General features: G+C 51.1%; 20 protein-coding genes. 11 read left to right on the top strand and 9 right to left on the bottom strand.

Annotated features, from left to right (window positions below):
• Window positions 1-24: 24 nt before the first annotated feature.
• Genes HV243_RS16505 through HV243_RS16485 form a run of 5 tightly spaced genes read right to left on the bottom strand, consistent with a single transcriptional unit; the run spans window position 25 to window position 3833 of the window.
• Complete coding sequence (locus HV243_RS16505; protein ID WP_046274696.1) at window positions 25-501, bottom strand: PTS sugar transporter subunit IIA; 477 nt, start codon at window positions 499-501, stop codon at window positions 25-27.
• A 53-nt stretch (window positions 502-554) separates the two neighbouring features.
• A complete protein-coding gene (locus HV243_RS16500) occupies window positions 555-1466 on the bottom strand; it encodes a transketolase C-terminal domain-containing protein (protein ID WP_181603856.1) in 912 nt (303 codons plus the stop codon).
• Complete coding sequence (locus tag HV243_RS16495; protein WP_016156111.1) at window positions 1466-2263, bottom strand: transketolase; 798 nt, start codon at window positions 2261-2263, stop codon at window positions 1466-1468. Before HV243_RS16495 ends, HV243_RS16500 begins: the two co-directional genes overlap by 1 nt.
• A gap of 12 nt (window positions 2264-2275) precedes the next feature.
• Window positions 2276-3541: a PTS ascorbate transporter subunit IIC gene (locus HV243_RS16490; RefSeq protein ID WP_053388971.1), complete on the bottom strand. Its 1266-nt coding sequence runs from the start codon at window positions 3539-3541 to the stop codon at window positions 2276-2278.
• A gap of 16 nt (window positions 3542-3557) precedes the next feature.
• Window positions 3558-3833 carry a PTS sugar transporter subunit IIB gene (locus tag HV243_RS16485; RefSeq protein WP_016152439.1) on the bottom strand — a complete coding sequence of 92 codons (276 nt, stop codon included), beginning with the start codon at window positions 3831-3833 and terminating at the stop codon, window positions 3558-3560.
• 121 nt (window positions 3834-3954) lie between these two features.
• Between HV243_RS16485 and HV243_RS16480 the strand changes: the two genes are divergently transcribed.
• Window positions 3955-4803, top strand: coding sequence for a MurR/RpiR family transcriptional regulator (locus HV243_RS16480; RefSeq protein ID WP_016156113.1), 849 nt, complete (start codon window positions 3955-3957; stop codon window positions 4801-4803).
• Between the two features lie 57 nt (window positions 4804-4860).
• Here HV243_RS16480 and pflA read toward each other — a convergent pair whose 3' ends face one another.
• From pflA to ycaO, 4 genes are all read right to left on the bottom strand, one after another.
• A complete protein-coding gene (pflA, locus tag HV243_RS16475) occupies window positions 4861-5601 on the bottom strand; it encodes a pyruvate formate lyase 1-activating protein (protein ID WP_003035751.1) in 741 nt (246 codons plus the stop codon).
• A gap of 185 nt (window positions 5602-5786) precedes the next feature.
• Window positions 5787-8069 carry a formate C-acetyltransferase gene (pflB, locus tag HV243_RS16470; RefSeq protein ID WP_016152441.1) on the bottom strand — a complete coding sequence of 761 codons (2283 nt, stop codon included), beginning with the start codon at window positions 8067-8069 and terminating at the stop codon, window positions 5787-5789.
• Window positions 8070-8128: 59 nt separating this feature from the next.
• Entirely contained in the window at window positions 8129-8986 is an 858-nt protein-coding gene (focA, locus tag HV243_RS16465; protein WP_003831909.1) for a formate transporter FocA, read from the bottom strand.
• A gap of 404 nt (window positions 8987-9390) precedes the next feature.
• Entirely contained in the window at window positions 9391-11151 is a 1761-nt protein-coding gene (gene ycaO / locus HV243_RS16460; RefSeq protein ID WP_047414124.1) for a 30S ribosomal protein S12 methylthiotransferase accessory factor YcaO, read from the bottom strand.
• Window positions 11152-11287: 136 nt separating this feature from the next.
• On the opposite strand from ycaO, the gene HV243_RS16455 reads away from it, so the two are divergent.
• The 10 genes from HV243_RS16455 (at window position 11288) to HV243_RS16410 (ending at window position 24286) form a co-directional block, all read left to right on the top strand.
• Entirely contained in the window at window positions 11288-11980 is a 693-nt protein-coding gene (locus HV243_RS16455) for a DUF421 domain-containing protein (RefSeq protein WP_016156114.1), read from the top strand.
• Window positions 11981-12192: 212 nt separating this feature from the next.
• Window positions 12193-13281: a 3-phosphoserine/phosphohydroxythreonine transaminase gene (gene serC, locus HV243_RS16450; RefSeq protein WP_053388970.1), complete on the top strand. Its 1089-nt coding sequence runs from the start codon at window positions 12193-12195 to the stop codon at window positions 13279-13281.
• Between the two features lie 68 nt (window positions 13282-13349).
• The gene (gene aroA, locus HV243_RS16445; RefSeq protein WP_046275667.1) at window positions 13350-14633 is read left to right on the top strand and encodes a 3-phosphoshikimate 1-carboxyvinyltransferase; all 1284 of its coding nucleotides are present in this window, start codon (window positions 13350-13352) and stop codon (window positions 14631-14633) included.
• A gap of 233 nt (window positions 14634-14866) precedes the next feature.
• Window positions 14867-15550 (top strand): (d)CMP kinase, encoded by a 684-nt coding sequence (gene cmk, locus HV243_RS16440; protein WP_016152447.1) that lies wholly within the window; start codon window positions 14867-14869, stop codon window positions 15548-15550.
• Window positions 15551-15663: 113 nt separating this feature from the next.
• Window positions 15664-17337 (top strand): 30S ribosomal protein S1, encoded by a 1674-nt coding sequence (rpsA, locus tag HV243_RS16435; RefSeq protein ID WP_003035776.1) that lies wholly within the window; start codon window positions 15664-15666, stop codon window positions 17335-17337.
• A gap of 160 nt (window positions 17338-17497) precedes the next feature.
• The gene (ihfB, locus tag HV243_RS16430) at window positions 17498-17782 is read left to right on the top strand and encodes an integration host factor subunit beta (protein ID WP_003035780.1); all 285 of its coding nucleotides are present in this window, start codon (window positions 17498-17500) and stop codon (window positions 17780-17782) included.
• Window positions 17783-17988: 206 nt separating this feature from the next.
• On the top strand, window positions 17989-20253 hold the full coding sequence (locus HV243_RS16425) for a ComEC family protein (RefSeq protein WP_053388969.1): 2265 nt from the start codon (window positions 17989-17991) through the stop codon (window positions 20251-20253).
• A gap of 36 nt (window positions 20254-20289) precedes the next feature.
• Entirely contained in the window at window positions 20290-22038 is a 1749-nt protein-coding gene (msbA, locus tag HV243_RS16420) for a lipid A ABC transporter ATP-binding protein/permease MsbA (RefSeq protein ID WP_046275669.1), read from the top strand.
• Entirely contained in the window at window positions 22035-23012 is a 978-nt protein-coding gene (lpxK, locus tag HV243_RS16415) for a tetraacyldisaccharide 4'-kinase (RefSeq protein WP_016152450.1), read from the top strand. The genes msbA and lpxK overlap by 4 nt, the downstream gene beginning before the upstream one ends.
• 41 nt (window positions 23013-23053) lie before the next feature.
• A complete protein-coding gene (locus HV243_RS16410; protein ID WP_016152451.1) occupies window positions 23054-24286 on the top strand; it encodes a winged helix-turn-helix domain-containing protein in 1233 nt (410 codons plus the stop codon).
• The last annotated feature ends 15 nt before the right edge of the window (window positions 24287-24301 follow it).

Below are 24301 nucleotides of genomic sequence, written 5' to 3'. Positions count from 1 at the left end.
GGCAAAATGTTTGCATACCGTGACTCATTTTCCCATTGCGGGTATGCCGGAAGTTGCGAGGTATTCGCATGCTTTCAGCGTGCAGTGAAGTTGCGCCTGACTGGTCATACTCGTCAACTGTTGTAAATGCTCCCCTTCATCCAGCCAGCAAACCAGTTTTTGAATCATTTCAATATGTCGGGTGCTGCTGGCAGCCGCCAGGACAATAATTAACCGCACATCTGGATGCCCTGGAAAAGGCACCGCCTCTTTCAGACACAAGAGCGACAAATGTGTCTCACTGCTTATCACTCCTTCTTCCGGACGAGCGTGCGGCAGGGCAAACTCAGGGCTTAAGATGTACCACGGACCCAGTTGTTCTGTTTCACGGATGATTGCCTGTGCGTAGGCGGACGTAATCGCGCCCAGTTCTTCCAGAGGCTGGCAAGCCAGCGTCACGGCCTCCTGCCAGGAGCGGCATTGTTCACGAAACTGACAGGCAGAAAATAGCGCAGATGTCATTGTGTTCTCCTTATTTCAGAGCAGCAGACCGCATTGCGGTCTGCCAACCCGAACTATCTCAGGGCTTCAAAGAGTGCGGTCGCCGAAATACCGTATTTCTCTTTCAACTGGCGGCTATTGCCTGATTCCGTAAACGTATCTTGTGTCCCCAGTCGGATTAATCTCGTGGTTAATCCTTCCTCCGCCAATACTTCAGCAACCTGCCCGCCAAGCCCACCGGTGATCGTGTGATTTTCAATCGTTGCGATCTGCGGGCAGTTGGCAATCAGTTGCAGAAAGCGCTGGCGGTTAAACGGTTTTAGCATGGCGACGTGAATCAGCTTGCCACGTTTTCCCTGGGCGCACAGCTGCACATAACCTGTGCTTGCTTGCTCCAGAACGGTCCCTTCATAGAGAATGGCGAAGTCATTGCCTGAGTCCTCCACGGCGGCGATATCGGTCACTCGCGGAACGGCAGATTTATCGCGCACGGGCATCGGTTCTCGGGCTACGCGAATATAGACCGGACCGGGAATGTTTACTGCCTGTTCAAATGCGGCCTCAACTTCTTCAGCGTCGGCAGGCGTTAGAATTGTGAGCCCCGGCAGTACGCGCGTCAGGGCCAGATCTTCCAGCGCATGATGCGATGCGCCGTCAGGTCCATCATCCATTCCTGGGTGGCTACCAACTAATTTAATGTTAGCTTTGGCGTAGCACGCCTGGCGCAGTTGAGTCCAGGCGGTGCCTGTCACAAACATCGCAAAGTTAACGTAGAACGGAATATTTCCTTCCAACGCCTGGCCAGTGGCAAAGCTCATTGCCGATCCTTCCGCAATACCCATTTCAAAGAAAGCGTCTGGATAGACGGCCTGGAACTGGTCAGTGCGGGTGGAGCTGGCTAAATCACTATCAATGGCGACAATGGGATAGCCCTTTTTTTTCAGGGCAATGAGTGCGTTACCAATTTCATCACGTGGGGCTTTCATCACTGCAACTCCTCCATAGCCTGCTGATATTGTTCGGTGGTTGGGGTTTTTGAATGCCAGTCACCGTTATTTTCCATATAGCTAACGCCACTGCCTTTGGTGGTATGCGCAATAATGGCGACAGGTTTTCCTTTCAGATGGCGTGAAAGCATCAGCGTGTCGGCAACCTGATGCATATCGTTACCGTTATGGAGTTCGAGTACGTGCCAGCCGAAAAGACGCACTTTGTCGGCCAGAGGTTCCAGATTCACCACCTGATTAACGGGGTCGTGGGAGGAAAAACCGTTGTAGTCAATAATCGCCACCAGGTTATCCATCTTCATATGGCCTGCCTGTTGTAGCGTTTCCCAGATTTGCCCTTCATGCATTTCGCCATCGCCAATGATGGCGAAAACGCGCTGTGATTCCCCCCGCTGTTTTTTGGCCGCCGCCATACCAAAAGCAATGGATAATCCCTGGCCCAGCAGGCCGGTTGTTGCATCGACTTCGGGCAGAGATTTGATGCTAGGGTGCCCCTGTAAACGTGAGTTAATTTGTCGAAAAGTATTAAATTCGCTGCGCTCAATTTTGCCTTTTTGATGCAGCATGGCGTACTGAGCAGCAACCGCATGACCTTTGCTCATGACCACGCGAGCGCGAGGGGCGCAGGAGAAGTCCACCTCTTGATCGTAAATCCAGGTCAGAATGTCGATGATGGACAATGCACCGCCAGGATGGCCAATGCCTGATTCATAAATCATGGTGACAATATCCCGGCGAGCAGCCAGCGCATGGGATTTCAATTCGTCAATATTCATGTTCATTCCTTATCAGGGCAACATTTTGCCGATGTAATAAACCACTAAGCCGAGGGCGACAAAATCTGTCTCCGGGAAGCTAGTACCGGACAAACCCACCGATTCCATGATGGGATAGATGAGTGCCGGGCCAATACCAATTAATATGCCAGTGATAAAGCTACCGGCGATGGCCCCTTTCCAGCCTCCTGACGCGTTACCGAAGACGGCGGCGGTTGCGCCAATGAAGAAGTAGGGGATGGCGACGGGGATAATGACCGTTTGCCCAATTAATGCGAGTACCCCCATAACCACCAATCCACCCACAAAGGAAGAGATGAAACCTAAAACGGTGGCGGTTGGGGCATACGGAAAGACGACTGGGCAATCCAGTGCGGGTTTGGCGTTCGGGATAAATTTTTCAGAGATGCCCAGAAATGCCGGGACTATTTCTGACAACAGCAAGCGAACGCCGGTGATGATGATATAAAGCGATGCGGTAAACGTGAGTGACTGGAATAGCGGATAAACCAGCCAATGCATTCCACCGGCGGCGGCCGTTACCGCTTCTTCGCCTGCGGCAAGCGCCGCGATGTAATAGAAAATACTGACAGAGATGGACACGGAGACGATGTAGTCTTTAAAAATCCCCAACCATCCGGGAAGATTTAGCTTTTCTGTTGACTGCTTAGGATCGCCCACTTTCGAACCGATCCATCCCGATAGCGCGTAGGCCAGAGTAACGTAATGACCCATCGCGATTTCATCATTACCGGTAATCTTACGCATCCACGGCTGAGCGATAGCTGGATAGACACAGGCCGCAAGCCCCAGCAGTATGGAGCCGACGATAATTGTTGTTACATCGCTGTAGCCAAGCGCCTTAAGCGTAACGGTTAAGAGGGCAGACAGATACAGATTATGTTGGCCCGTCAGGAAGATGTATTTGAACGGTGTTACGCGGGCAAAAAACAAGTTCCAGCCGAAACCAACGACCATGATGAGTGAAACGCACATGGCAAACTTGGTTTGTGCCAGCCCAGTTAACGCTTCGGCTAACGGCATCACACCTTTCAGACCGAATCCATCGCTGAATAAGGTCTGAAAATTACCTAAGGATGTCACCGCAATCCCTGCTCCGCCGGCAAATACCAGAAATCCGACGATGGTTTTAAAGGTACCTGAAAGCACTTTTTCGATGGGTTTACGCTGGATAAGCAAACCAATTAGCGCAATAAAGCCAACTAAAAGTGGGGTTACACCCAAAATGTCGAATACAATGAACTTTAGGAGATCCATATTTCCCCCGGAGAGGTTAGTTGTTTTGAACAACGCTGGTGAGCGCAGATTCCATTTCTTCGCTGTTCATCAGATCGGTGATACCGATTGCTCTGAACCCGGCGGCTTCTACCTCATCGGTCAGGTCGCTCATGGTGATCACGAAGTCGATGTTTTGCCAGGTTCGTAGCCCTGACAGGACATCGTGTTCAAGATCGATATCCCAGCCATGTTTATCGATGACTTTTTGGGCTTTGATTTTCAGCATTAGCGAACTGCCCATACCGGTACGACAGACGATCAGACCTTTCATTAGACGTTCTCCTGTTTGTAAAAATAATTATTTTTAATTATCATTGGTGTGATAAAAATTATTATCGCAAAGCCGGGCAAAGTATGTGACAGCATTTGCATTTTGTGCAAAAAGGCGAAAAATGAGTCAGATAGATACTAATTTATTGATTAACATAAGAAATGGGGCTTCAGAGCTGAGTCCGATCCTGGAAAAGGTAGGGCGTTTTATCACTGAAAATCCTGATTTTGTGATGCGGCATACGATAACCGAGCTGGCCGATTCTATTGATACCAGTGAGGGGAGCATCACTCGTTTTTGCCGTGCCTTTGGTTTTAAGGGGTTTTCTGATTTCAGAACGGCTCTTGCACTCGAGCAAGGAGCTGCACGGCCGAATGATGGAGGAAGTGAGGAGACGGCGGCGGTACTGGCAAGCGTTTGTGACAGCAATGCCATCATCGACAGCAAAGAGTTGCAGGCGGTTGCGACCTGGTTAAATCAGCTCAGTAATATTGCAATTTATGCGGTAGGTACTGCGGTGCCGGTGGCGTTATTCCTGCAAATCAATCTGGTGCAGATGGGGAAAATAGCCAGTTATATCGACCGATTTTATCCGGCGGCTATCTCTCCGTTGGCGGACAGCCAAAAAACAGGGATTATCGTTATTCATACAGAACAAGTCTCTACCGATATGATGCAGTCGCTGACGCTAGCGAAGGAACAAGGCATAAAAATTCTCTCGTTAACTCGCGGATCGTTTGCGCCATTAAATCGGCTTTCTGACTGGAATTTGCAGGCGGCGGTTGCATTACAGGGGGAAGGTGAGTCTGGTTTTGCTGAAATTGCTGGTGCGATGATGGTGGCGGATCGCATACTCAGTGCTCTGGAAGAGCAGGATGAGCGTTACGTACAGTGTCGTAAAGCACACCAGAAACGTATTTTCTCTATTGAAAGCGTGACCAATAAACTTTCAGAATATTTTATGTCGTAGGCATCGAACGTTGGCGTCGCGCTACTCAAGCAGAGCGCTGCGACGCCGTGGTCGTCATTAGTACATCACTTTATGACCATACTGCTCAAGAATGCCTTTCACGCGCTCCATGGTCTCTTTCTTCGGTGGCTTAACACCGTCAAGTTTGTACTCTTCACCCATTGCCACCCATTTGTGTTTGCCCAGCTCATGGTATGGCAGCAGTTCGATTTTCTCTACGTTGCCCATATCGCGGGTAAACTCGCCCAGGCGGTGCGCGGAGTCGTCATCGTCAGACCAGCCAGGCACAACGACGTAGCGGATCCACACCTTGATGTCTTTATTGGACAGGTAACGTGCGAACTCAAGCGTACGATGGTTAGATACGCCCACCAGATTCTGATGGATTTCATCATTCATCTGTTTGAGATCGAGCATCACCAGGTCAGTGACTTCCAGCAATTCATCAATCACCGGATCGTAGCGGCGAACAAAACCGTTGGTATCCAGACAGGTATGAATACCTTCTTTTTTACAGGCACGAAACCAGTCGCGTACAAATTCAGCTTGCAGGATAGCTTCGCCACCGGACGCTGTTACACCGCCACCGGAGGCGTTCATAAAGTGGCGGTAGGTCACGACCTCTTTCATTAACTCGTCGACGGTGACTTCTTTGCCGCCGTGCGTATCCCATGTGTCACGGTTATGACAATACAGGCAGCGCATCAGGCAGCCCTGGAAGAAGGTAATAAAACGGATGCCCGGGCCATCAACAGTGCCACAGGATTCAAAGGAGTGAATGCGACCAATAACTGACATTGCGGTGTTTCTCCAGGTGTGGCCCATCCGGGGCCAGTGTTAGTGCACAGTTATTAACTGTGTCGAGTCTGTTTTGGCTGCTATCCATAAGTATAGATAGCTGACAAAGCAGGCTATTAAAAAGGCCCCACTTACGTGGAGCCTTTATTGTACGCTTTTTAAAGTACGATTTCAGTCAAAACCAATTACATGGTCTGAGTGAAGGTACGAGTAATAACGTCCTGCTGCTGTTCTTTAGTCAGGGAGTTAAAACGTACTGCGTAGCCAGAAACACGGATGGTCAGCTGCGGATATTTTTCCGGATGTTCCATCGCATCCAGCAGCATTTCACGGTTCATGACGTTCACGTTCAGGTGCTGACCACCTTCGATGGACGCTTCGTGGTGGAAGTAACCATCCATCAGACCAGCCAGGTTGGTCTTACGAACTTCGTCGTCTTTACCCAGCGCGTTCGGAACGATAGAGAAGGTGTAAGAGATACCATCTTTAGCGTAAGCAAACGGCAGTTTAGCAACGGAGGTCAGAGAGGCAACAGCACCTTTCTGGTCACGACCGTGCATTGGGTTAGCACCCGGTCCGAACGGCGCGCCAGCACGACGACCATCTGGGGTGTTACCGGTTTTCTTACCATAAACCACGTTAGAGGTGATGGTCAGAACAGACTGAGTCGGGATAGCGTTACGATAAGTAGTCAGTTTCTGAATTTTCTTCATGAAACGTTCTACCAGGTCAACCGCCATGTCATCAACGCGAGAGTCGTTGTTACCAAACTGCGGGTATTCGCCTTCGATTTCGAAGTCGACAGCCAGACCGTCTTCGTCACGAATCGGTTTAACTTTCGCATATTTGATTGCAGACAGGGAGTCAGCAGCAACGGACAGACCAGCGATACCACACGCCATGGTGCGGATAACGTCACGGTCGTGCAGCGCCATCAGAGAGGCTTCGTAGCTGTACTTGTCGTGCATGTAGTGGATAACGTTCAGTGCAGTGACGTACTGTTTAGCCAGCCAGTCCATGAAGTGATCCATGCGCTCCATAACTTCGTCGAAGTTCAGAACGTCGCCTTTGATCGGTTCAGATTTAGGACCAACCTGCATTTTCAGTTTTTCATCAACGCCGCCGTTGATTGCGTACAGCATGGTTTTCGCCAGGTTTGCACGCGCACCGAAGAACTGCATTTGTTTACCAACAACCATCGGGCTTACGCAGCAAGCGATAGCGTAGTCGTCGTTGTTGAAGTCCGGACGCATCAGGTCATCGTTCTCGTACTGCAGAGAAGAGGTGTCGATGGACACTTTAGCGGCGAATTTCTTGAAGTTCAGAGGCAGTTTTTCAGACCACAGAACGGTGATGTTCGGCTCCGGAGAAGGACCCATGGTGTACAGGGTGTTCAGGAAGCGGAAGCTGTTTTTGGTAACCAGAGTACGGCCATCAACGCCCATACCACCGATAGATTCAGTTGCCCAAATCGGGTCACCGGAGAACAGTTCATCATATTCAGGGGTACGCAGGAAACGAACCATACGCAGTTTCATGACCAGGTGGTCAATCATTTCCTGAGCGTCTTGCTCGGTGATTTTGCCTGCTTTGATATCACGTTCGATGTAGGCATCCAGGAAGGTGGATACGCGACCGAAGGACATTGCTGCGCCGTTCTGAGATTTAACCGCGGCCAGGTAGCCGAAGTAAGTCCACTGGATAGCTTCCTGAGCGTTGGTTGCCGGACCAGAGATATCGCAGCCATATTTAGCAGCCATTTCTTTGATTTGACCCAGTGCGCGGTGCTGTTCAGCAATTTCTTCACGCAGACGGATAGTGGCTTCCAGGTTTACGCCGTTTTCCAGATCGGACTGCAGAGAGACGAACTGAGCGTATTTGTCTTTCATCAGGTAGTCGATACCGTACAGCGCAACGCGACGGTAGTCACCGATGATACGGCCACGGCCATAGGCATCTGGCAGACCAGTCAGAACACCGGATTTACGGCAGTTCAGAATGTCTTTGGTGTAAACATCGAATACGCCCTGGTTGTGGGTTTTGCGGTATTCGGTGAAGATTTTTTTCAGCATCGGGTCCAGTTCGCGATTGTACGCTTTGCAGGAACCTTCAACCATTTTGATGCCGCCAAACGGAATGATCGCACGTTTCAGCGGAGCTTCAGTCTGCAGACCAACAATTTTCTCGAGCGCTTTGTTGATGTAGCCAGCGTCGTGAGAAGTGATGGTAGAAGCAACGGAGGTGTCAAAGTCAACAGGCGCGTGAGTGCGGTTTTCCTGTTTAACGCCTTCCATCACGCTGTCCCACAGTGCAGTGGTCGCATCAGTTGCGCCAGCCAGGAAGGACTCGTCACCCTCATACGGAGTGTAGTTTTTCTGAATGAAGTCACGGACGTTTACTTCATTCTGCCAATCACCTTTGGTAAAACCTTCCCAGGCTGTGGCTAACTTTTCATTAAGCTCGGACATGTAACACCTACCTTCTTAAGTGGATTTTTTATTTACTGCGTGTAATGGGCATCATCAGATTAATGATGATCGTTACCACGCAGATAAATGACCCAGTATGTCAACCCGACCAACAAACCGCCGCCGATAATGTTGCCGATCGTAACCGGAATCAGGTTATCGGTGATGAAATTCATCACGGTCAGGTGAGAAAAATTCTCCGGAGAAGACCCAACAGCGGTCCAGAATTCCGGGGTGGCGAAATCGCGAATTACAATACCCATAGGGATCATAAACATGTTTGCGATACTGTGCTCAAAACCGCTGGCAACAAACATTGCGACCGGTAATACCATGATAAACGCTTTGTCCATCAGGCTGCGACCCGAATAGCTCATCCATACTGCCAGACACACCATCAGGTTCGCCAGGATGCCAAGACTTACCGCCTCAACAAAAGTATGGTGCACTTTGTGGTCGGCTGTTTGCAGGACGTTGAGACCCCACGCGCCGTTAGCGGTCATATACTCGCCAGAAAGCCACATGAGTAACACGAAGATCAGGGCGCCAATCAGGTTGCCGACATAAACGTTAAGCCAGTTTTTAGCCAATTGGCCCCAGGTGATGCGACCACTGGCTTTCGCTACGACAATCAGTACGGTTGAGGTGAAGAGGTCTGCACCGCAGACAACGCAGAGAATCAGCCCCAGGGAAAAGCAGATACCACCTACTAGCTTCGCCATGCCGAAAGGCATTGTGCCGGTACCGGTTGTGGCGGTGATATAGAAAACAAAGGCAATTGAAATGAATACACCGGCAGTAATTGCCAGATAGAACGTCTTAAGCGGATGTTTCGTTGCTTTATAGACGCCTGCTTCTTCGGCAACTTTGGCCATTGCAGCAGGAAGAATAAGATCAAAAGGGTTGTCAGCTTTCACACTAACTCTCTCTTTATTAAGTCGGCGACGAGATACTAACAAAGCATTATAGATGAGAATTTGATATAGATCATATCTCGCCTGGCTTATAGGCCCGTAAGGCGCATGGTTTTTATGCGATTACGGTGTAACTTGTTGATTATCCAAATAAAAATAAATTTTAAAAATTATAAAGTGAGTTGAATTTTTTCTTTCTGTCTCCTCTGGAGCGGTTAATTAAAATGGAGTAATTGAGATAAAAAACCACATTAATAAGCTAATTTTCTTAATATCAACTACTAATATTTAACCTTGTTTTTACATTTATTTTTTGATTTGACCAAAATAAAAAACAGGGCGCATTAAGCGCCCCGTAATATAGCCCAGACAATACCTTTAGCCTACTCAGCGCAGGCTGATTGTCACTATTTTGACCAATGTGCTGCTTTCGCGCGCTGCAGTTTTTCGTAGGCTTTCAGCAGAGACTGATGCGCCGGGAAAGCCTGCAGATCGCTATCAACAGTTTGAAGTCCGTAGAACGGCGCTTCGCCACTTAATGCTGCACTTGCGGCTTCAACCGCCTCGGCACCGTACATGCGAACAAACGCGTTCAGATATTGTAGCGGCTGACGATCTTCTTCCTGAGATAGCAGCAGCAGCGTTTGCAGACAGCGGTAGTAGTTGGCACGTTCAGCGCTAAAGACAGAGGCGTTGAATTCCATCGTCCATTCTGTCCAGACCAGCGCCTGCTCCAGATCGCCGCCGGCCAGCGCCAGCATCACTTTAAGCTCGCCAATGCGCAGGGTGTACCAACCGTTATCCGCACCGGTTGCCAGACCGAGCAGCTCGCGTACGCGGGTGAAGTCGTCAAAGCCTTCCTCATCCAGTTGTTCGATCAGATTGAGATAGTCTTCTTTATCCCATTCACTGCCCGGGAGCGAGAGAATAGTGTCACGCAGATGGGCGCCCATGGCGTTGTTGGCTAACCACAGATCTTCAGCCGGATAGATGTCAGACATTCCCGGAACAATAATGCGGCACGCGTAAACGCTCAGGTGCTCGTAGTCGGCGATATACACTTCTTTATCTTCAGCATTGAAGATGGCCATCAGGGTGGCGAACTCTTCTTCGGTGGTACCGGAGAAATTCCAGTCAACGAACGGATAGTCAGCATCCTGCTTGAACAGATCCCAGGAGATCAGGCCGCTGGAATCGATGAAGTGGGTTTCAAGGTTAGTGTGTTCAGCCACTTCTTCGTCGTCAAAGGTCGGTGGGGTGAAGACATCAAGATCTTTCAGACCACGACCCTGCAGCAGTTCAGTGACAGTACGCTCCAGCGCAACGCCGAAATCCGGGTGCGCACCGAAGGAGGCAAAGCAGGTACCATTGGCCGGGTTGAACAGGACAACGCAAATCACCGGATACTTGCCGCCCAGCGAGCCATCGTAGGCGAAAATTGGGAAACCTTCCGCTTCCAGTTTGGCGATGGACTCCACCACTGCCGGGTAGCGCGCCATGACTTCGGCCGGGATTTCCGGCAGGCTGATGCTTTCCGCAATAATACGGTTCTTCACATGGCGCTCAAAGACTTCAGACAGGCCCTGAACGCGCGCTTCGTTACGGGTGTTACCCGCAGACATGCCGTTAGAAACGTACAGGTTGCCAATAATGTTCATCGGAATATAGACGGTCTGGTTATCCGACTGACGGGTAAACGGCAGGCCGCAGACCCCACGTTCTTCATTACCGGATTGCAGATCGATAAGCATGCTGCCAGTCAGTTCGTTGTCTGGATCGTAAAACGCACGCAGACGAGCATCCAGTAGACCTTCAGGTACGTCGTCTTCTTCAGTCAACGGGAACCATTTTTCGTTCGGATAATGCACGAATGGGCCGTTGGCGATGGTTTCACCCAGCCAGAAATCCGCAAAGAAATAGTTAGTCGACAGACGCTCAAAATATTCGCCCAGCGCGGAAGCCAGCGCCGCTTTTTTCGTCGCGCCTTTACCGTTGGTGAAGCACAGCGCGCATTCTTTGTCGCGAATATGTACAGACCAGACGTTAGGGACGGGATTCAACCACGAGGCTTCTTCAATTTGAAAACCAAGGTCGAGCAATTTTTGCTGGAAGCGAGCGATGGAGTCTTCCAGAGCGGCATCTTTGCCGGGGATAAATGTTTGCGTCATGAAAATCACTTTTGTCGTACGGAAAGCGCGCAATGATACGGGTTTTAAATGAATGGCGCTATCGTCGCCGGAGTTCAGACGTAAATAAAAGTATTAGCTATGCTTTCCTACAGCCAACCACGTTTAGAGCATAATAATGAAAGCTTTCGATTTACACCGAATGGTACTGGATAAGGTGCCCATGGATTTTCTGGGAGAAGTTGCTCTGCGCAGCCTCTATACCTTTATATTGGTTTTTCTGTTTTTAAAAATCACCGGACGTCGCGGCGTACGCCAGATGTCGCTTTTTGAAGTGCTGATTATCCTTACGCTGGGGTCCGCGGCGGGAGACGTGGCATTTTATGATGATGTCCCGATGCTGCCGGTGCTGGTGGTCTTTATTACGCTTGCCGTGCTGTATCGGCTGGTTATGTGGCTGATGGCGCATAGCGAGAAAATGGAGGATTTGCTGGAGGGCAAGCCCGTTGTGATCATTGAGGACGGCGAGCTGGCATGGTCGAAGCTCAATAGCGCCAATATGACGGAATTCGAATTCTTTATGGAATTGCGTTTGAACGGCGTGGAGCAATTGGGACAGGTGAGACTGGCCATCCTGGAGACTAATGGGCAAATCAGCGTCTATTTCTTTGCTGATGAAGACGTAAAGCCGGGGCTCAGTATTTTGCCTAAACGCTGTACACAGCGATTTAAAGTGATACCGGAAGCTGGGGACTATGCCTGTATACGGTGTAGTGAAGTGGTGCAAATGAACGCCGGAGATCATCAATTATGTCCACGCTGTGCAAATCCAGAATGGTCGAAGGCCAGTCGGGCAAAACGGGTCACCTGACAGCGAAAATCTCGGTTTTTACCCGTCAATCCGATAGATTCTGTTGTGTGACCAATGACACATTTTTACCCCGGCCAGTTTTACCCATTGCGGCGCGTGTCACTGAATGATAAAACCGATATCCACAGGAATAACTTATACCAATGTCTGTCACCGGATTATCGCCAATGACAGGATGTTGATTGGACAACAACACAACGTGGTGAGGGGAAATGGCTCAGGTCTTCAATTTTAGTTCAGGTCCGGCAATGTTACCGGCAGAAGTACTTAAACTGGCTCAACAGGATCTTCGCGACTGGAACGGTCTTGGCACGTCGGTGATGGAAATTAGCCACCGTGGCAAAGAATTCATCCAGGTCGCAGAGGAAGCGGAGCAGGATTTTCGCGATCTTCTCAGCATCCCCTCCAACTATAAAGTGTTGTTCTGCCATGGCGGTGGGCGCGGGCAGTTTGCGGGTATCCCGTTAAATATTCTGGGTGACAAAACCACGGCGGATTACGTTGATGCCGGTTATTGGGCCGCCAGCGCAATTAAAGAAGCGAAAAAATACTGTACGCCAAACGTTATTGACGCCAAAGTCACCGTTGACGGACTGCGCGCTGTTAAGCCAATGAGCGAATGGCAGCTTTCTGACAACGCGGCGTATTTGCACTATTGCCCGAATGAAACCATTGATGGCATTGCGATCGATGAAACGCCGAATTTTGCCAGTAATGTGGTGGTTACGGCGGATCTGTCCTCTACCATTCTTTCTGCACCGCTTGACGTGAGCCGTTATGGCGTAATTTATGCCGGGGCGCAGAAAAACATCGGCCCGGCCGGGCTGACCATTGTCATCGTACGTGAAGATTTGCTGGGTAAGGCTCATGTGTCATGCCCGTCAATCCTCGACTATACCGTGCTGAATGACAACGACTCCATGTTCAACACGCCGCCAACCTTTGCCTGGTATCTGTCTGGCCTGGTCTTTAAATGGCTGAAAGAGCAGGGCGGTGTTAACGCGATGGATAAAATTAACCAGCAAAAAGCGGAACTGCTGTACGGCGTAATCGATAACAGCGATTTCTACCGTAACGACGTGGCAAAATCGAACCGTTCACGCATGAACGTACCGTTCCAGCTTACTGACAGCGCACTGGATAAACTCTTCCTGGAAGAGTCTTTCGCTGCGGGTCTGCACGCGTTGAAAGGGCACCGTGTGGTCGGTGGTATGCGCGCGTCCATCTACAATGCAATGCCGCTAGAAGGTGTAAAAGCGCTGACCGATTTCATGGTCGATTTCGAGCGCCGCCGCGGTTAATCTGCTGTATTTTCATCCCCACAGCCAGTCTGTGGGGTTTTTATGTCTGTTTTTGAGAGTCGAGTTTCATGGAATCCCTGACGTTACAACCCATTGCGCGGGTGGATGGCACCATCAATCTGCCTGGATCCAAAAGTGTTTCTAACCGCGCTTTGCTGCTGGCTGCATTAGCAAATGGCACCACTGTCCTGACCAACCTGCTGGACAGCGATGATGTCCGCCATATGCTTAATGCTCTGAATGCGTTAGGAATTAGCTATACCCTTTCTGCCGACCGTACGCGTTGCGAGATTATCGGCAATGGCGGCGCGCTGCATGCCGAAGGCGCAGTAGAACTGTTCCTTGGCAATGCCGGAACCGCAATGCGCCCACTGGCCGCTGCGCTGTGTCTGGGCAGTAATGACATCGTGTTGACAGGCGAGCCGCGCATGAAAGAGCGCCCGATTGGCCATCTGGTTGATGCGTTACGCCAGGGCGGAGCCAACATTGAATACCTGGAGCAGGAAAACTATCCGCCTTTACGTCTGCGCGGTGGCTTTACCGGGGGACAGGTTGAGGTAGACGGCAGCGTATCCAGCCAGTTCCTGACTGCGCTGCTGATGACTGCGCCACTGGCGCCGCAGGATACGACGATCGCCATTAAAGGCGAGCTGGTATCCAAACCTTACATTGATATCACACTGAACCTGATGAAAACGTTTGGTGTTGAAATTGAGAATCAGAACTACCAGCGCTTTGTTGTGCAGGGTCAGCAGCAGTATCAGTCACCGGGTGCATATCTGGTTGAAGGCGATGCTTCTTCCGCTTCCTATTTTCTCGCAGCGGGAGCCATTAAAGGCGGTACGGTAAAAGTCACCGGGATTGGCCGCAACAGTATGCAGGGTGATATCCGCTTCGCTGATGTGCTGGAAAAAATGGGCGCGGCCATTACCTGGGGCGATGACTTTATTGCCTGTACTCACGGTGAGCTGAACGCGGTAGACATGGATATGAACCATATTCCCGATGCGGCGATGACCATAGCCACGGCAGCGCTGTTCGCTAAAGGCACCACGACTTTACGTAACATCTATAACTGGCGCGTCAAAGAGACCGACCGCCTGTTCGCGATGGCGACCGAGTTGCGTAAAGTGGGCGCGATCGTTGAAGAGGGCGAAGACTATATTCGTGTCACACCACCGGCGACGTTACAGTTTGCGGAGATCGCGACCTACAACGATCACCGCATGGCGATGTGTTTCTCGCTGGTGGCGTTGTCTGACACGCCGGTGACCATTCTGGACCCTAAATGTACCGCCAAAACCTTCCCGGATTATTTCGAACAGTTGGCGCGTATTAGTACACCTGCCTGATCCTCACATCTGACGATCGCGCTCCGCATATTCGTGAGCGCATCGCTGCAGATAAAAAGTAAATCAGTGTCATCTTCCGGGCTGGTTTCTCGCCAGCCCGCTATAATTGCGCAATTCTTCCTCACATCGTTACAGACTAATCGGGTTTTTACACTCTGTGTTAACGATTATTAGCGTTGGCGCGTATAATGCGCGGCGTTCACGTTAACGTATGCCCGTTTAAGGAGAAAAAGATGACGGCAATTGCCCCGGTTATTACCATTGATGGCCCAAGTGGTGCAGGAAAAGGCACCTTGTGCAAGGCAATGGCGGAAGCATTGCAATGGCATCTGTTAGATTCAGGCGCGATCTACCGCGTACTGGCGCTCGCAGCGTTACATCACCATGTTGATGTCACATCTGAAGATGCTCTGGTACCGCTTGCCTCACACCTGGATGTGCGTTTTATCTCAACGGACGGCAACCTGGAAGTCATTCTGGAAGGTGAAGATGTCAGCGGCGAAATCCGCACCCAGGAAGTAGCGAATGCCGCATCTCAGGTCGCTGCGTTTCCTCGCGTACGCGAAGCGCTGTTACGCCGCCAACGCGCGTTTCGTGAAGCGCCCGGCCTGATTGCCGACGGACGAGACATGGGGACCGTGGTGTTCCCGGATGCACCAGTGAAAATTTTCCTGGACGCCTCCTCGCAAGAACGTGCGCATAGACGTATGCTACAGTTGCAGGAAAAGGGCTTTAGTGTTAACTTTGAACGCCTTTTGGCCGAGATCGAAGAACGCGATTTCCGCGATCGTAACCGTGCTGTAGCGCCGCTGGTTCCCGCTGCTGATGCTTTAGTTTTGGATTCAACCCGATTAAGCATTGAGCAAGTGATTGAAAAAGCGTTACAATACGCGCGCCAAAAACTGGCACTCGCTTAAGTGCGACCGAATTTGCAGTACCCCCGTTGCAATGGATTGACAGCGGGTATGTTAAACAACCCCATCCGGCATGGAGCCAGGTGGACGTTAAATATGAAACCTGAAGATTAAACATGACTGAATCTTTTGCTCAACTGTTTGAAGAATCCTTAAAAGAAATCGAAACCCGTCCGGGTTCCATCGTTCGTGGTGTTGTTGTTGCTATCGACAAAGACGTAGTACTGGTTGACGCTGGTCTGAAATCTGAGTCCGCCATTCCGGCAGAGCAGTTCAAAAACGCCCAGGGCGAGTTGGAAATCCAGGTTGGTGACGAAGTTGACGTTGCTCTGGATGCAGTAGAAGACGGCTTCGGTGAAACCCTGCTGTCCCGTGAAAAAGCTAAACGTCACGAAGCTTGGATCACGCTGGAAAAAGCTTACGAAGAAGCTGCAACCGTTACTGGTGTTATCAATGGCAAAGTCAAGGGTGGCTTCACTGTTGAGCTGAATGGTATTCGCGCGTTCCTGCCGGGTTCCCTGGTAGACGTTCGTCCGGTCCGCGACACGCTGCACCTGGAAGGCAAAGAGCTTGAATTCAAAGTAATCAAGCTGGATCAGAAGCGTAACAACGTTGTTGTTTCCCGTCGTGCCGTTATCGAATCCGAAAACAGCGCAGAACGCGATCAGCTGCTGGAAAACCTGCAGGAAGGCATGGAAGTTAAAGGTATCGTTAAGAACCTCACTGACTACGGTGCATTCGTTGATCTGGGTGGCGTTGACGGCCTGCTGCACATCACCGACATGGCATGGAAACGCGTTAAGCATCCGAGCGAAATCGTAAACGTTGGCGACGAAATCACTGTTAAAGTGCTGAAGTTCGACCGCGAGCGTACTCGTGTATCTCTGGGCCTGAAACAGCTGGGCGAAGATCCATGGGTAGCTATCGCTAAGCGTTATCCGGAAGGTACCAAACTGACTGGTCGCGTGACCAACCTGACCGACTACGGCTGCTTCGTTGAAATCGAAGAAGGCGTTGAAGGCCTGGTTCACGTTTCCGAAATGGATTGGACCAACAAAAACATCCACCCGTCCAAAGTTGTTAACGTTGGCGATGTAGTGGAAGTTATGGTTCTGGATATCGACGAAGAACGTCGTCGTATCTCCCTGGGTCTGAAGCAGTGCAAAAACAACCCATGGCAGCAGTTCGCGGAAACCCACAACAAGGGCGACCGTGTTGAAGGTAAAATCAAGTCTATCACTGACTTCGGTATCTTCATCGGCCTGGACGGCGGCATCGACGGCCTGGTTCACCTGTCTGACATCTCCTGGAACGTTGCAGGCGAAGAAGCAGTTCGTGAATACAAAAAAGGCGACGAAATCGCAGCTGTTGTTCTGCAGGTTGACGCAGAGCGTGAGCGTATCTCTCTGGGCGTTAAACAGCTCGCAGAAGATCCGTTCAACAACTGGGTTGCACTGAACAAGAAAGGCGCAATCGTAAACGGTAAAGTCACTGCAGTTGATGCTAAAGGCGCAACCGTAGAACTGGCTGACGGCGTTGAAGGTTACCTGCGCGCTTCTGAAGCTTCCCGCGACCGCGTTGAAGATGCAACTCTGGTTCTGAGCGTAGGCGACGACGTTGAAGCTAAATTCACCGGCGTTGATCGTAAGAACCGCGCAATCAGCCTGTCTGTTCGTGCTAAAGACGAAGCTGATGAGAAAGATGCAATCGCAACTGTTAACAAACAGGAAGATGCTAACTTCTCTAACAACGCAATGGCTGAAGCTTTCAAAGCAGCTAAAGGCGAGTAATATCGAGTGCTCCTAAATCCTTTGTGCTGTTAACAGCACAAAGGGTGACGAGTAGCTTGACAGATTACAGGATTCGTCCTGTAATCAATGACAAAGGGCGGCTAAGGCCGCCCTTAATCAATGCAGCAGCTAATTATGCCTTTAAGGAACCGGAGGAATCATGACCAAGTCAGAATTGATTGAAAGACTTGCAACCCAGCAACCTCATATTCCCGCGAAAGCGGTTGAAGATGCAGTTAAAGAGATGCTGGAACATATGGCCTCGACTCTTGCGCAGGGCGAGCGTATTGAAATCCGCGGTTTCGGCAGTTTCTCTTTGCATTACCGCGCACCGCGCACCGGACGTAATCCGAAGACCGGCGATAAAGTGGACCTGGAAGGAAAATACGTTCCGCACTTTAAACCAGGTAAAGAACTGCGCGATCGCGCCAATATTTACGGTTAAGTTTTTAGCGAGACTTAACGCCGAGAAAAGCACCCGCATGGGTGCTTTTTTCATTTCTGCCAGCCCATCCTGGAATCCCCGTCCCAGTTAATTTGCACGTTACAAGCGCCGCTAAATGTTAGCGGAATGCATACTGTATAACGCTAAATTGGCACCAGACAACCGTCGAGCATTACTGCACACTTCCTGCTACAGGGAGGTGACTGATGAAAATAACAACGGTTAGTACGAGTGCATTATTCGGCATTCTCCCGCTTATGCTATTACCTGCGTTACCTGACATGCTGTGCATCGGCGTTATATTTGGTCTGGCAATTCTGCTCTGTCTTATTTCTCACAGCCCTGTACGTTTCGTCGGATTAACCCTGCTATTTTTTCTTTGGGGAGTTCTGGCTGCGAAAGATGCGCTGTGGGCCGGTAATACGCTGCCTGCAAAAAGTCAGCAGGCCATCGTGCGGATAACCGGAACCGATAATATGACAACGCACTACGGCCAGATCACGCATCTGCAGGGAAAGCGGGTATTTCCTGCCATCGGAATTACTCTGTATGGGCAGTACTTACCCGGCAACGTTTGTGCGGGCCAGACATGGGCGATGACGTTGAAGGTTCGTGCTATACACGGTCAATTGAACGAGGGCGGGTTTGATAGCCAGCGTTACGCATTGGCGCAGCACCAGCTGCTGACGGGAAGATTTTTGCAGGCTTCGGTTATCACACAACAATGCAGTTTGCGTTCGCGGTATCTCTCCTCGTTGAAAAGCGCGCTCGCCGACTATCCCTGGCAGCAGGTTATACTGGGCCTGGGAATGGGGGAGCGCTTGTCCGTATCACAAGCGGTGAAAACCATTATGCGTGATACCGGTACGGCCCATTTGATGGCTATCTCCGGGCTGCATATTGCATTTGCCGCACTTCTGGCAGCAGGATTAATTCGCGCGGGGCAATTTTTTATGCCAACCAGATGGATTTGCTGGCAGGTTCCGTTAGTTGGCGGGATCGTCTGCGCAACATTCTATGCCTGGTTAACGGGGCTACAGCCCCCGGCATTACGTACGGTTGTTGCGCTACTGGTCTGGGGAGGGCTAAAACTCAGCGGCAGGCAGTGGAGTGGATGGTCGGTGTGGATCTGCTGTCTGGCAGCCATTCTGGTGGTGGATCCTGTCGCCGTTCTTTCACAAAGTCTGTGGTTGTCTGCTTTTGCCGTTGCGGCGCTGCTGTTCTGGTATCAATGGGTTCCGATGCCGGATTGGCCGCTGTCGCGCGTTGGACGCCAATTTCTGGCGCTTGCTCATTTGCAATTGGGAATTATGCTCCTGCTTCTGCCTGTGCAAATCGCGATGTTTCACGGTTTTAGCCTGACCTCATTTCTGGCGAATTTGTTTGCTGTACCGCTGGTTACGTTTATTTCCGTACCGTTGATATTAGCAGGCATGATCGTGCATTTAACCGGGCTGGCGATGATTGAGTCGAATCTATGGTATTTAGCGGATCGCTCCCTCGCGCTACTATTTTGGGGGCTCAGGAGCCTGCCTGAAGGGTGGATCAATATTGATGCACGTTGGCAATGGCTTGCATTTTTACCCGGACTCCTGTTCATCGCATATCGGCTGAACGCGTGGCGAACTATACCGGTAGTTTGCGTCACTGTGCTCCTTTTACTGAGCGCCCCGTTCTGGCGAACGTCACGTACTGATGTCTGGCAAGTGCATATGCTGGACGTCGGGCAGGGGCTGGCGATGGTAATTGCGCGCAATGGGAAAGCGATTCTTTACGATACCGGTCTGGCATGGCCTGAAGGCGATAGCGCGCAACAGCTGATTATTCCCTGGTTACGCTGGCACAACCTGGAGCCAGAAGGCGTTATTTTAAGCCACGAGCATATGGATCACCGGGGCGGGTTGCGCTCGCTGCAGCAAACCTGGCCGTCGCTATGGATAAGAAGCCCATTAGGTTGGGAAGGGCATCTCCCGTGTTTACGCGGGGAGCGCTGGCAATGGCAAGGGTTAACCTTTAGTGCGCATTGGCCCGTGCGTGGAAATAAAGATCTGGGAAATAACCACTCCTGCGTGGTTAAGGTCGATGACGGGCATCAGAGTATTCTGCTGACCGGAGATATTGAGTCTCCCGCTGAACAAAAAATGCTAAGTCACTACTGGCAGCATCTGCAGTCTACGGTGATACAGGTTCCACATCATGGTAGCAATACCTCATCATCGCAGGCGCTGATTCAGCGGGTCGGCGGGCAGGCCGCGCTAGCCTCCGCATCCCGTTACAATGCCTGGCGTCTCCCGTCCAGGAAAGTGAAGCAACGTTATCGGCAACAAAATTATCAATGGCTGGATACACCACACCAGGGGCAGATTACGCTGGATTTCTATCAAAAAAACTGGCGAATAAACAGCTTGCGGGATCAGATTTTACCTCGTTGGTATCATCAGTGGTTTGGCGTGTCGGAGGATAACGGGTAGAATATGCGGCTATTCTAACAAATGCTGGTTTTTTGAATGCATAACGATAAAGATCTCTCTACGTGGCAGACGTTTCGCCGACTATGGCCAACCATAGCGCCTTTTAAATCGGGTCTGATCGTGGCGGGTATAGCGTTAGTCCTTAACGCGGCCAGCGATACCTTCATGTTATCGCTCCTTAAGCCATTACTGGATGATGGTTTTGGTAAAACGGATCGCTCGGTGCTGCTGTGGATGCCGCTGGTGGTCATTGGACTGATGATAGTTCGTGGCTTAACCAGCTATGTCTCCAGCTACTGCATCTCATGGGTATCAGGCAAAGTGGTCATGACCATGCGTCGCCGCCTGTTTGGCCATATGATGGGCATGCCGGTCTCCTTTTTTGATAAACAGTCTACAGGTACGCTATTGTCACGTATTACCTATGATTCAGAGCAGGTCGCGTCATCGTCCTCCGGCGCGCTGATCACGGTGGTACGTGAAGGGGCCTCAATTATTGGCCTGTTTATCATGATGTTTTATTACAGCTGGCAGCTGTCATTGATCCTGATTGTGCTGGCACCGATTGTATCAGTGGCAATCCGTGTGGTTTCCAAGCGCTTTCGTAGCATCAGTAAAAATATGCAAAACACCATGGGTCAGGTTACGACCAGTGCCGAGCAGATGCTGAAGGGCCACAAAGAAGTTCTGATTTTTGGTGGTCAGGAAGTCGAAACTAAGCGCTTTGATAAAGTCAGCAATAAGATGCGTTTGCAGGGCATGAAGATGGTTTCCGCCTCTTCTATCTCCGATCCTATCATCCAGCTGATTGCGTCTCTGGCTCTGGCCTTCGTGTTGTATGCAGCCAGCTTCCCAAGCGTAATGGAAAACCTGACTGCAGGGACAATTACGGTTGTCTTCTCGTCAATGATCGCGTTGATGCGTCCGTTGAAATCGCTGACCAACGTCAACGCGCAGTTCCAGCGCGGTATGGCGGCCTGCCAGACCTTATTTACGATTCTGGATAGCGAGCAGGAAAAAGATGAAGGTACACGCGAAATCGAACGCGCTACCGGCAATCTCGAGTTCCGCAACGTGACATTTACCTATCCGGGACGTGAAGTACCTGCGCTGCGCAACATCAACCTGAATATTCCAGCGGGGAAAACCGTTGCCCTGGTTGGCCGTTCGGGTTCAGGGAAATCCACCATCGCCAGCTTGATCACGCGCTTCTATGATATTGATGAAGGGCAGATTCTAATGGACGGACACGATCTACGTGAATATACCCTGGCATCCTTGCGCGATCAGGTCGCGTTGGTTTCGCAGAATGTGCACCTGTTTAACGATACGGTTGCCAACAACATCGCCTACGCGCGTACCGATTTGTACAGCCGTGAGCAGATCGAAAAAGCGGCGAAAATGGCTTACGCCATGGATTTCATCAATAAGATGGACAATGGCCTGGATACGGTGATTGGCGAAAACGGCGTCCTGCTTTCTGGTGGTCAGCGCCAGCGTATCGCTATTGCCCGCGCCTTGTTGCGTGACAGTCCGATTCTGATCCTTGATGAAGCAACGTCGGCACTCGATACCGAGTCTGAACGCGCAATTCAGGCTGCTCTGGATGAGCTTCAGAAAAACCGTACCTCCCTGGTGATTGCTCACCGCCTTTCTACCATTGAACAGGCGGATGAAATCATCGTGGTGGAAGACGGTATTATTGTTGAGCGCGGAACCCATAGCGAGCTGATTGAGCAGCGTGGGGTGTATGCACAATTACATAAAATGCAATTCGGTCAATGATCGCTCGAATCTGGTCTGGTGAGTCGCCGCTGTGGCGACTGTTACTCCCGCTCTCCTGGCTGTATGGCCTCGTGAGCGGGGGGATCCGCTTATGTTACAAGCTTGGGATTAAACGCGCGTGGCGTGCACCAGTCCCGGTTGTGGTGGTCGGAAACCTGACCGCGGGCGGCAATGGCAAAACACCAGTGGTGATTTGGCTGGTTGAACAACTGCGTCAACGTGGGATTCGCGTGGGCGTGGTGTCGCGTGGTTATGGCGGGAAAGCGGCTGCTTACCCGCTGTTACTGACCGCAGATACCACTACGGCAGAAGCGGGTGATGAACCTGTGCTGATCGCCCAACGTACCGGCGTGCCCGTAGCGGTATCCCCGGTAAGATCGGATGCGGTCAAAGCCATTTTGGCCCAACACGATGTGCAGATGATTGTGACGGACGATGGGCTACAGCACTACCGTCTGGCGCGAGATGTTGAAATCGTGGTTATTGACGGAGAACGTCGGTTTGGCAATGGCTGGTGGCTTCCCGCGGGTCCCATGCGGGAACGCGCAGGCCGGCTTAAATCGGTGGATGCGACTATCGTTAACGGTGGCGTTGCGCAGCCAGGGGAAATCCCTATGCGACTTGAACCGGGGCTGGCCGTTAATTTACGTACGGGTGAACGCCGCGATGTGTCGCAGCTGTCCAATATTGTCGCCATGGCGGGCATTGGCCATCCACCGCGTTTTTTTGCCACGCTGGAAGCATGCGGTGCCAGCGTGCAAAAAAGTATTGCGCTGGCAGACCATCAGTCTCTGACCTACAGTGACGTCAGTGCGTTTGCAGACGCCGGGCAAACGCTGGTGATGACGGAAAAAGATGCGGTTAAGTGCCGTGCATTTGCCGATGAAAACTGGTGGTATTTACCTGTTGACGCTCATTTGTCAGGCGATCGGCCTGATATGTTGCTGGATAGCTTAATCTCGCTGACTCGCTAACTGATTCACGCTGCGGCAGCGAATCATTTATGAGGCCATAAATGTCGTTGCCGCGTCTTTCTTTGACGGATGCCCGTCATCTTCACCTTGCCGCTCAAGGGCTGCTGAAAAAAACACGCCGTCGGGCAACCCCAGCAGATATTCTTGCTACCATTTCGCGCATGTCGTTATTGCAAATCGATACCATCAATATTGTGTCGCGCAGCCCTTACCTGGTGCTGTTTAGTCGGTTGGGTGATTATTCGCCCCAGTGGCTGGATGACGCATTGCAGCGGGGCGAACTGATGGAATACTGGGCGCACGAGGCCTGCTTTTTGCCGCGTAGCGACTTTATGCTGATACGTCACCGCATGCTGGCCCCGGAGAAAATGGGCTGGAAGTATAAAGCGGAGTGGATGAAAGAACATGCGCATGAGATTGAGCAACTGCTCCAGCACATCCAGCATAACGGACCAGTACGCTCTGCCGATTTTGAGCATCTGCGCAAGGGGGCCAGCGGCTGGTGGGCATGGAAACCGCATAAGCGTCATCTTGAAGGCCTGTTCACCGCCGGGAAAGTGATGGTGGTGGAACGGCGTAATTTCCAGCGAGTGTATGATTTAACCCATCGCGTCATGCCGCACTGGGATGATGAACGCGACCGGCTTTCACAGGAAGAAGCTGAAAGCCTCATGCTGGATAACAGCGCCCGCAGTCTGGGGATTTTTCGCGAACAATGGCTGGCAGACTACTATCGCCTGAAGCGTCCGGCGCTAAAAAACTGGTGCAACGTACGTGCACAGCAGCAACAGATTATTCCTGTCGATGTCGAAGGGTTAGGAACCCTGTGGCTGCATAGCCACCTTCAGCCGCTGCTGGAGCAGGCATTGACGGGTAAATTAACGGCGACGCATAGCGCAGTATTATCACCCTTTGATCCGGTGGTCTGGGATCGTAAACGGGCAGAGCAGCTATTCGATTTTAGCTATCGGCTCGAATGTTACACGCCAGCACCGAAACGTCAGTATGGTTATTTCGTCCTGCCGCTACTGCATCGCGGACAGTTAGTTGGGCGGATGGATGCCAAAATGCACCGCAAAACGGGCGTACTGGAAGTGATTTCGCTCTGGTTACAGGATGGCGTCAAACCTGGGGTTACTCTGCAAAAAGGATTGTTTCAGGCGATTGATGATTTTGCCCGCTGGCAGCAGGCAACACGTGTGACGCTGGGACGCTATCCTGAAGGTTTATTTGCTGATGCACGCCATGGTTGGGAAATAGACCCAGCACGGTAAGCGATTATGTTAATA

Source organism: Citrobacter sp. RHBSTW-00599, assembly GCF_013784065.1.
Lineage (GTDB): Bacteria > Pseudomonadota > Gammaproteobacteria > Enterobacterales > Enterobacteriaceae > Citrobacter > Citrobacter braakii.
The sequence above is the reverse complement of the archived record's forward strand: the minus strand, read 5'-3'. Positions and strand labels throughout refer to the sequence as shown.

Excerpts from the sequence above, each read along its gene's own strand:
- lpxK (WP_016152450.1), top strand. The coding sequence starts at position 22,035 with ATGATCGCTCGAATCTGGTCTGGTGAGTCGCCGCTGTGGCGACTGTTA.
- HV243_RS16505 (WP_046274696.1), bottom strand. The coding sequence starts at position 501 with ATGACATCTGCGCTATTTTCTGCCTGTCAGTTTCGTGAACAATGCCGC.
- HV243_RS16455 (WP_016156114.1), top strand. The coding sequence starts at position 11,288 with ATGAAAGCTTTCGATTTACACCGAATGGTACTGGATAAGGTGCCCATG.
- HV243_RS16425 (WP_053388969.1), top strand. The coding sequence starts at position 17,989 with ATGAAAATAACAACGGTTAGTACGAGTGCATTATTCGGCATTCTCCCG.
- HV243_RS16500 (WP_181603856.1), bottom strand. The coding sequence starts at position 1,466 with ATGAAAGCCCCACGTGATGAAATTGGTAACGCACTCATTGCCCTGAAA.
- ihfB (WP_003035780.1), top strand. The coding sequence starts at position 17,498 with ATGACCAAGTCAGAATTGATTGAAAGACTTGCAACCCAGCAACCTCAT.
- aroA (WP_046275667.1), top strand. The coding sequence starts at position 13,350 with ATGGAATCCCTGACGTTACAACCCATTGCGCGGGTGGATGGCACCATC.
- HV243_RS16410 (WP_016152451.1), top strand. The coding sequence starts at position 23,054 with ATGTCGTTGCCGCGTCTTTCTTTGACGGATGCCCGTCATCTTCACCTT.
- serC (WP_053388970.1), top strand. The coding sequence starts at position 12,193 with ATGGCTCAGGTCTTCAATTTTAGTTCAGGTCCGGCAATGTTACCGGCA.
- pflB (WP_016152441.1), bottom strand. The coding sequence starts at position 8,069 with ATGTCCGAGCTTAATGAAAAGTTAGCCACAGCCTGGGAAGGTTTTACC.
- HV243_RS16495 (WP_016156111.1), bottom strand. The coding sequence starts at position 2,263 with ATGAATATTGACGAATTGAAATCCCATGCGCTGGCTGCTCGCCGGGAT.
- ycaO (WP_047414124.1), bottom strand. The coding sequence starts at position 11,151 with ATGACGCAAACATTTATCCCCGGCAAAGATGCCGCTCTGGAAGACTCC.
- cmk (WP_016152447.1), top strand. The coding sequence starts at position 14,867 with ATGACGGCAATTGCCCCGGTTATTACCATTGATGGCCCAAGTGGTGCA.
- rpsA (WP_003035776.1), top strand. The coding sequence starts at position 15,664 with ATGACTGAATCTTTTGCTCAACTGTTTGAAGAATCCTTAAAAGAAATC.
- msbA (WP_046275669.1), top strand. The coding sequence starts at position 20,290 with ATGCATAACGATAAAGATCTCTCTACGTGGCAGACGTTTCGCCGACTA.
- pflA (WP_003035751.1), bottom strand. The coding sequence starts at position 5,601 with ATGTCAGTTATTGGTCGCATTCACTCCTTTGAATCCTGTGGCACTGTT.
- HV243_RS16490 (WP_053388971.1), bottom strand. The coding sequence starts at position 3,541 with ATGGATCTCCTAAAGTTCATTGTATTCGACATTTTGGGTGTAACCCCA.
- HV243_RS16485 (WP_016152439.1), bottom strand. The coding sequence starts at position 3,833 with ATGAAAGGTCTGATCGTCTGTCGTACCGGTATGGGCAGTTCGCTAATG.
- HV243_RS16480 (WP_016156113.1), top strand. The coding sequence starts at position 3,955 with ATGAGTCAGATAGATACTAATTTATTGATTAACATAAGAAATGGGGCT.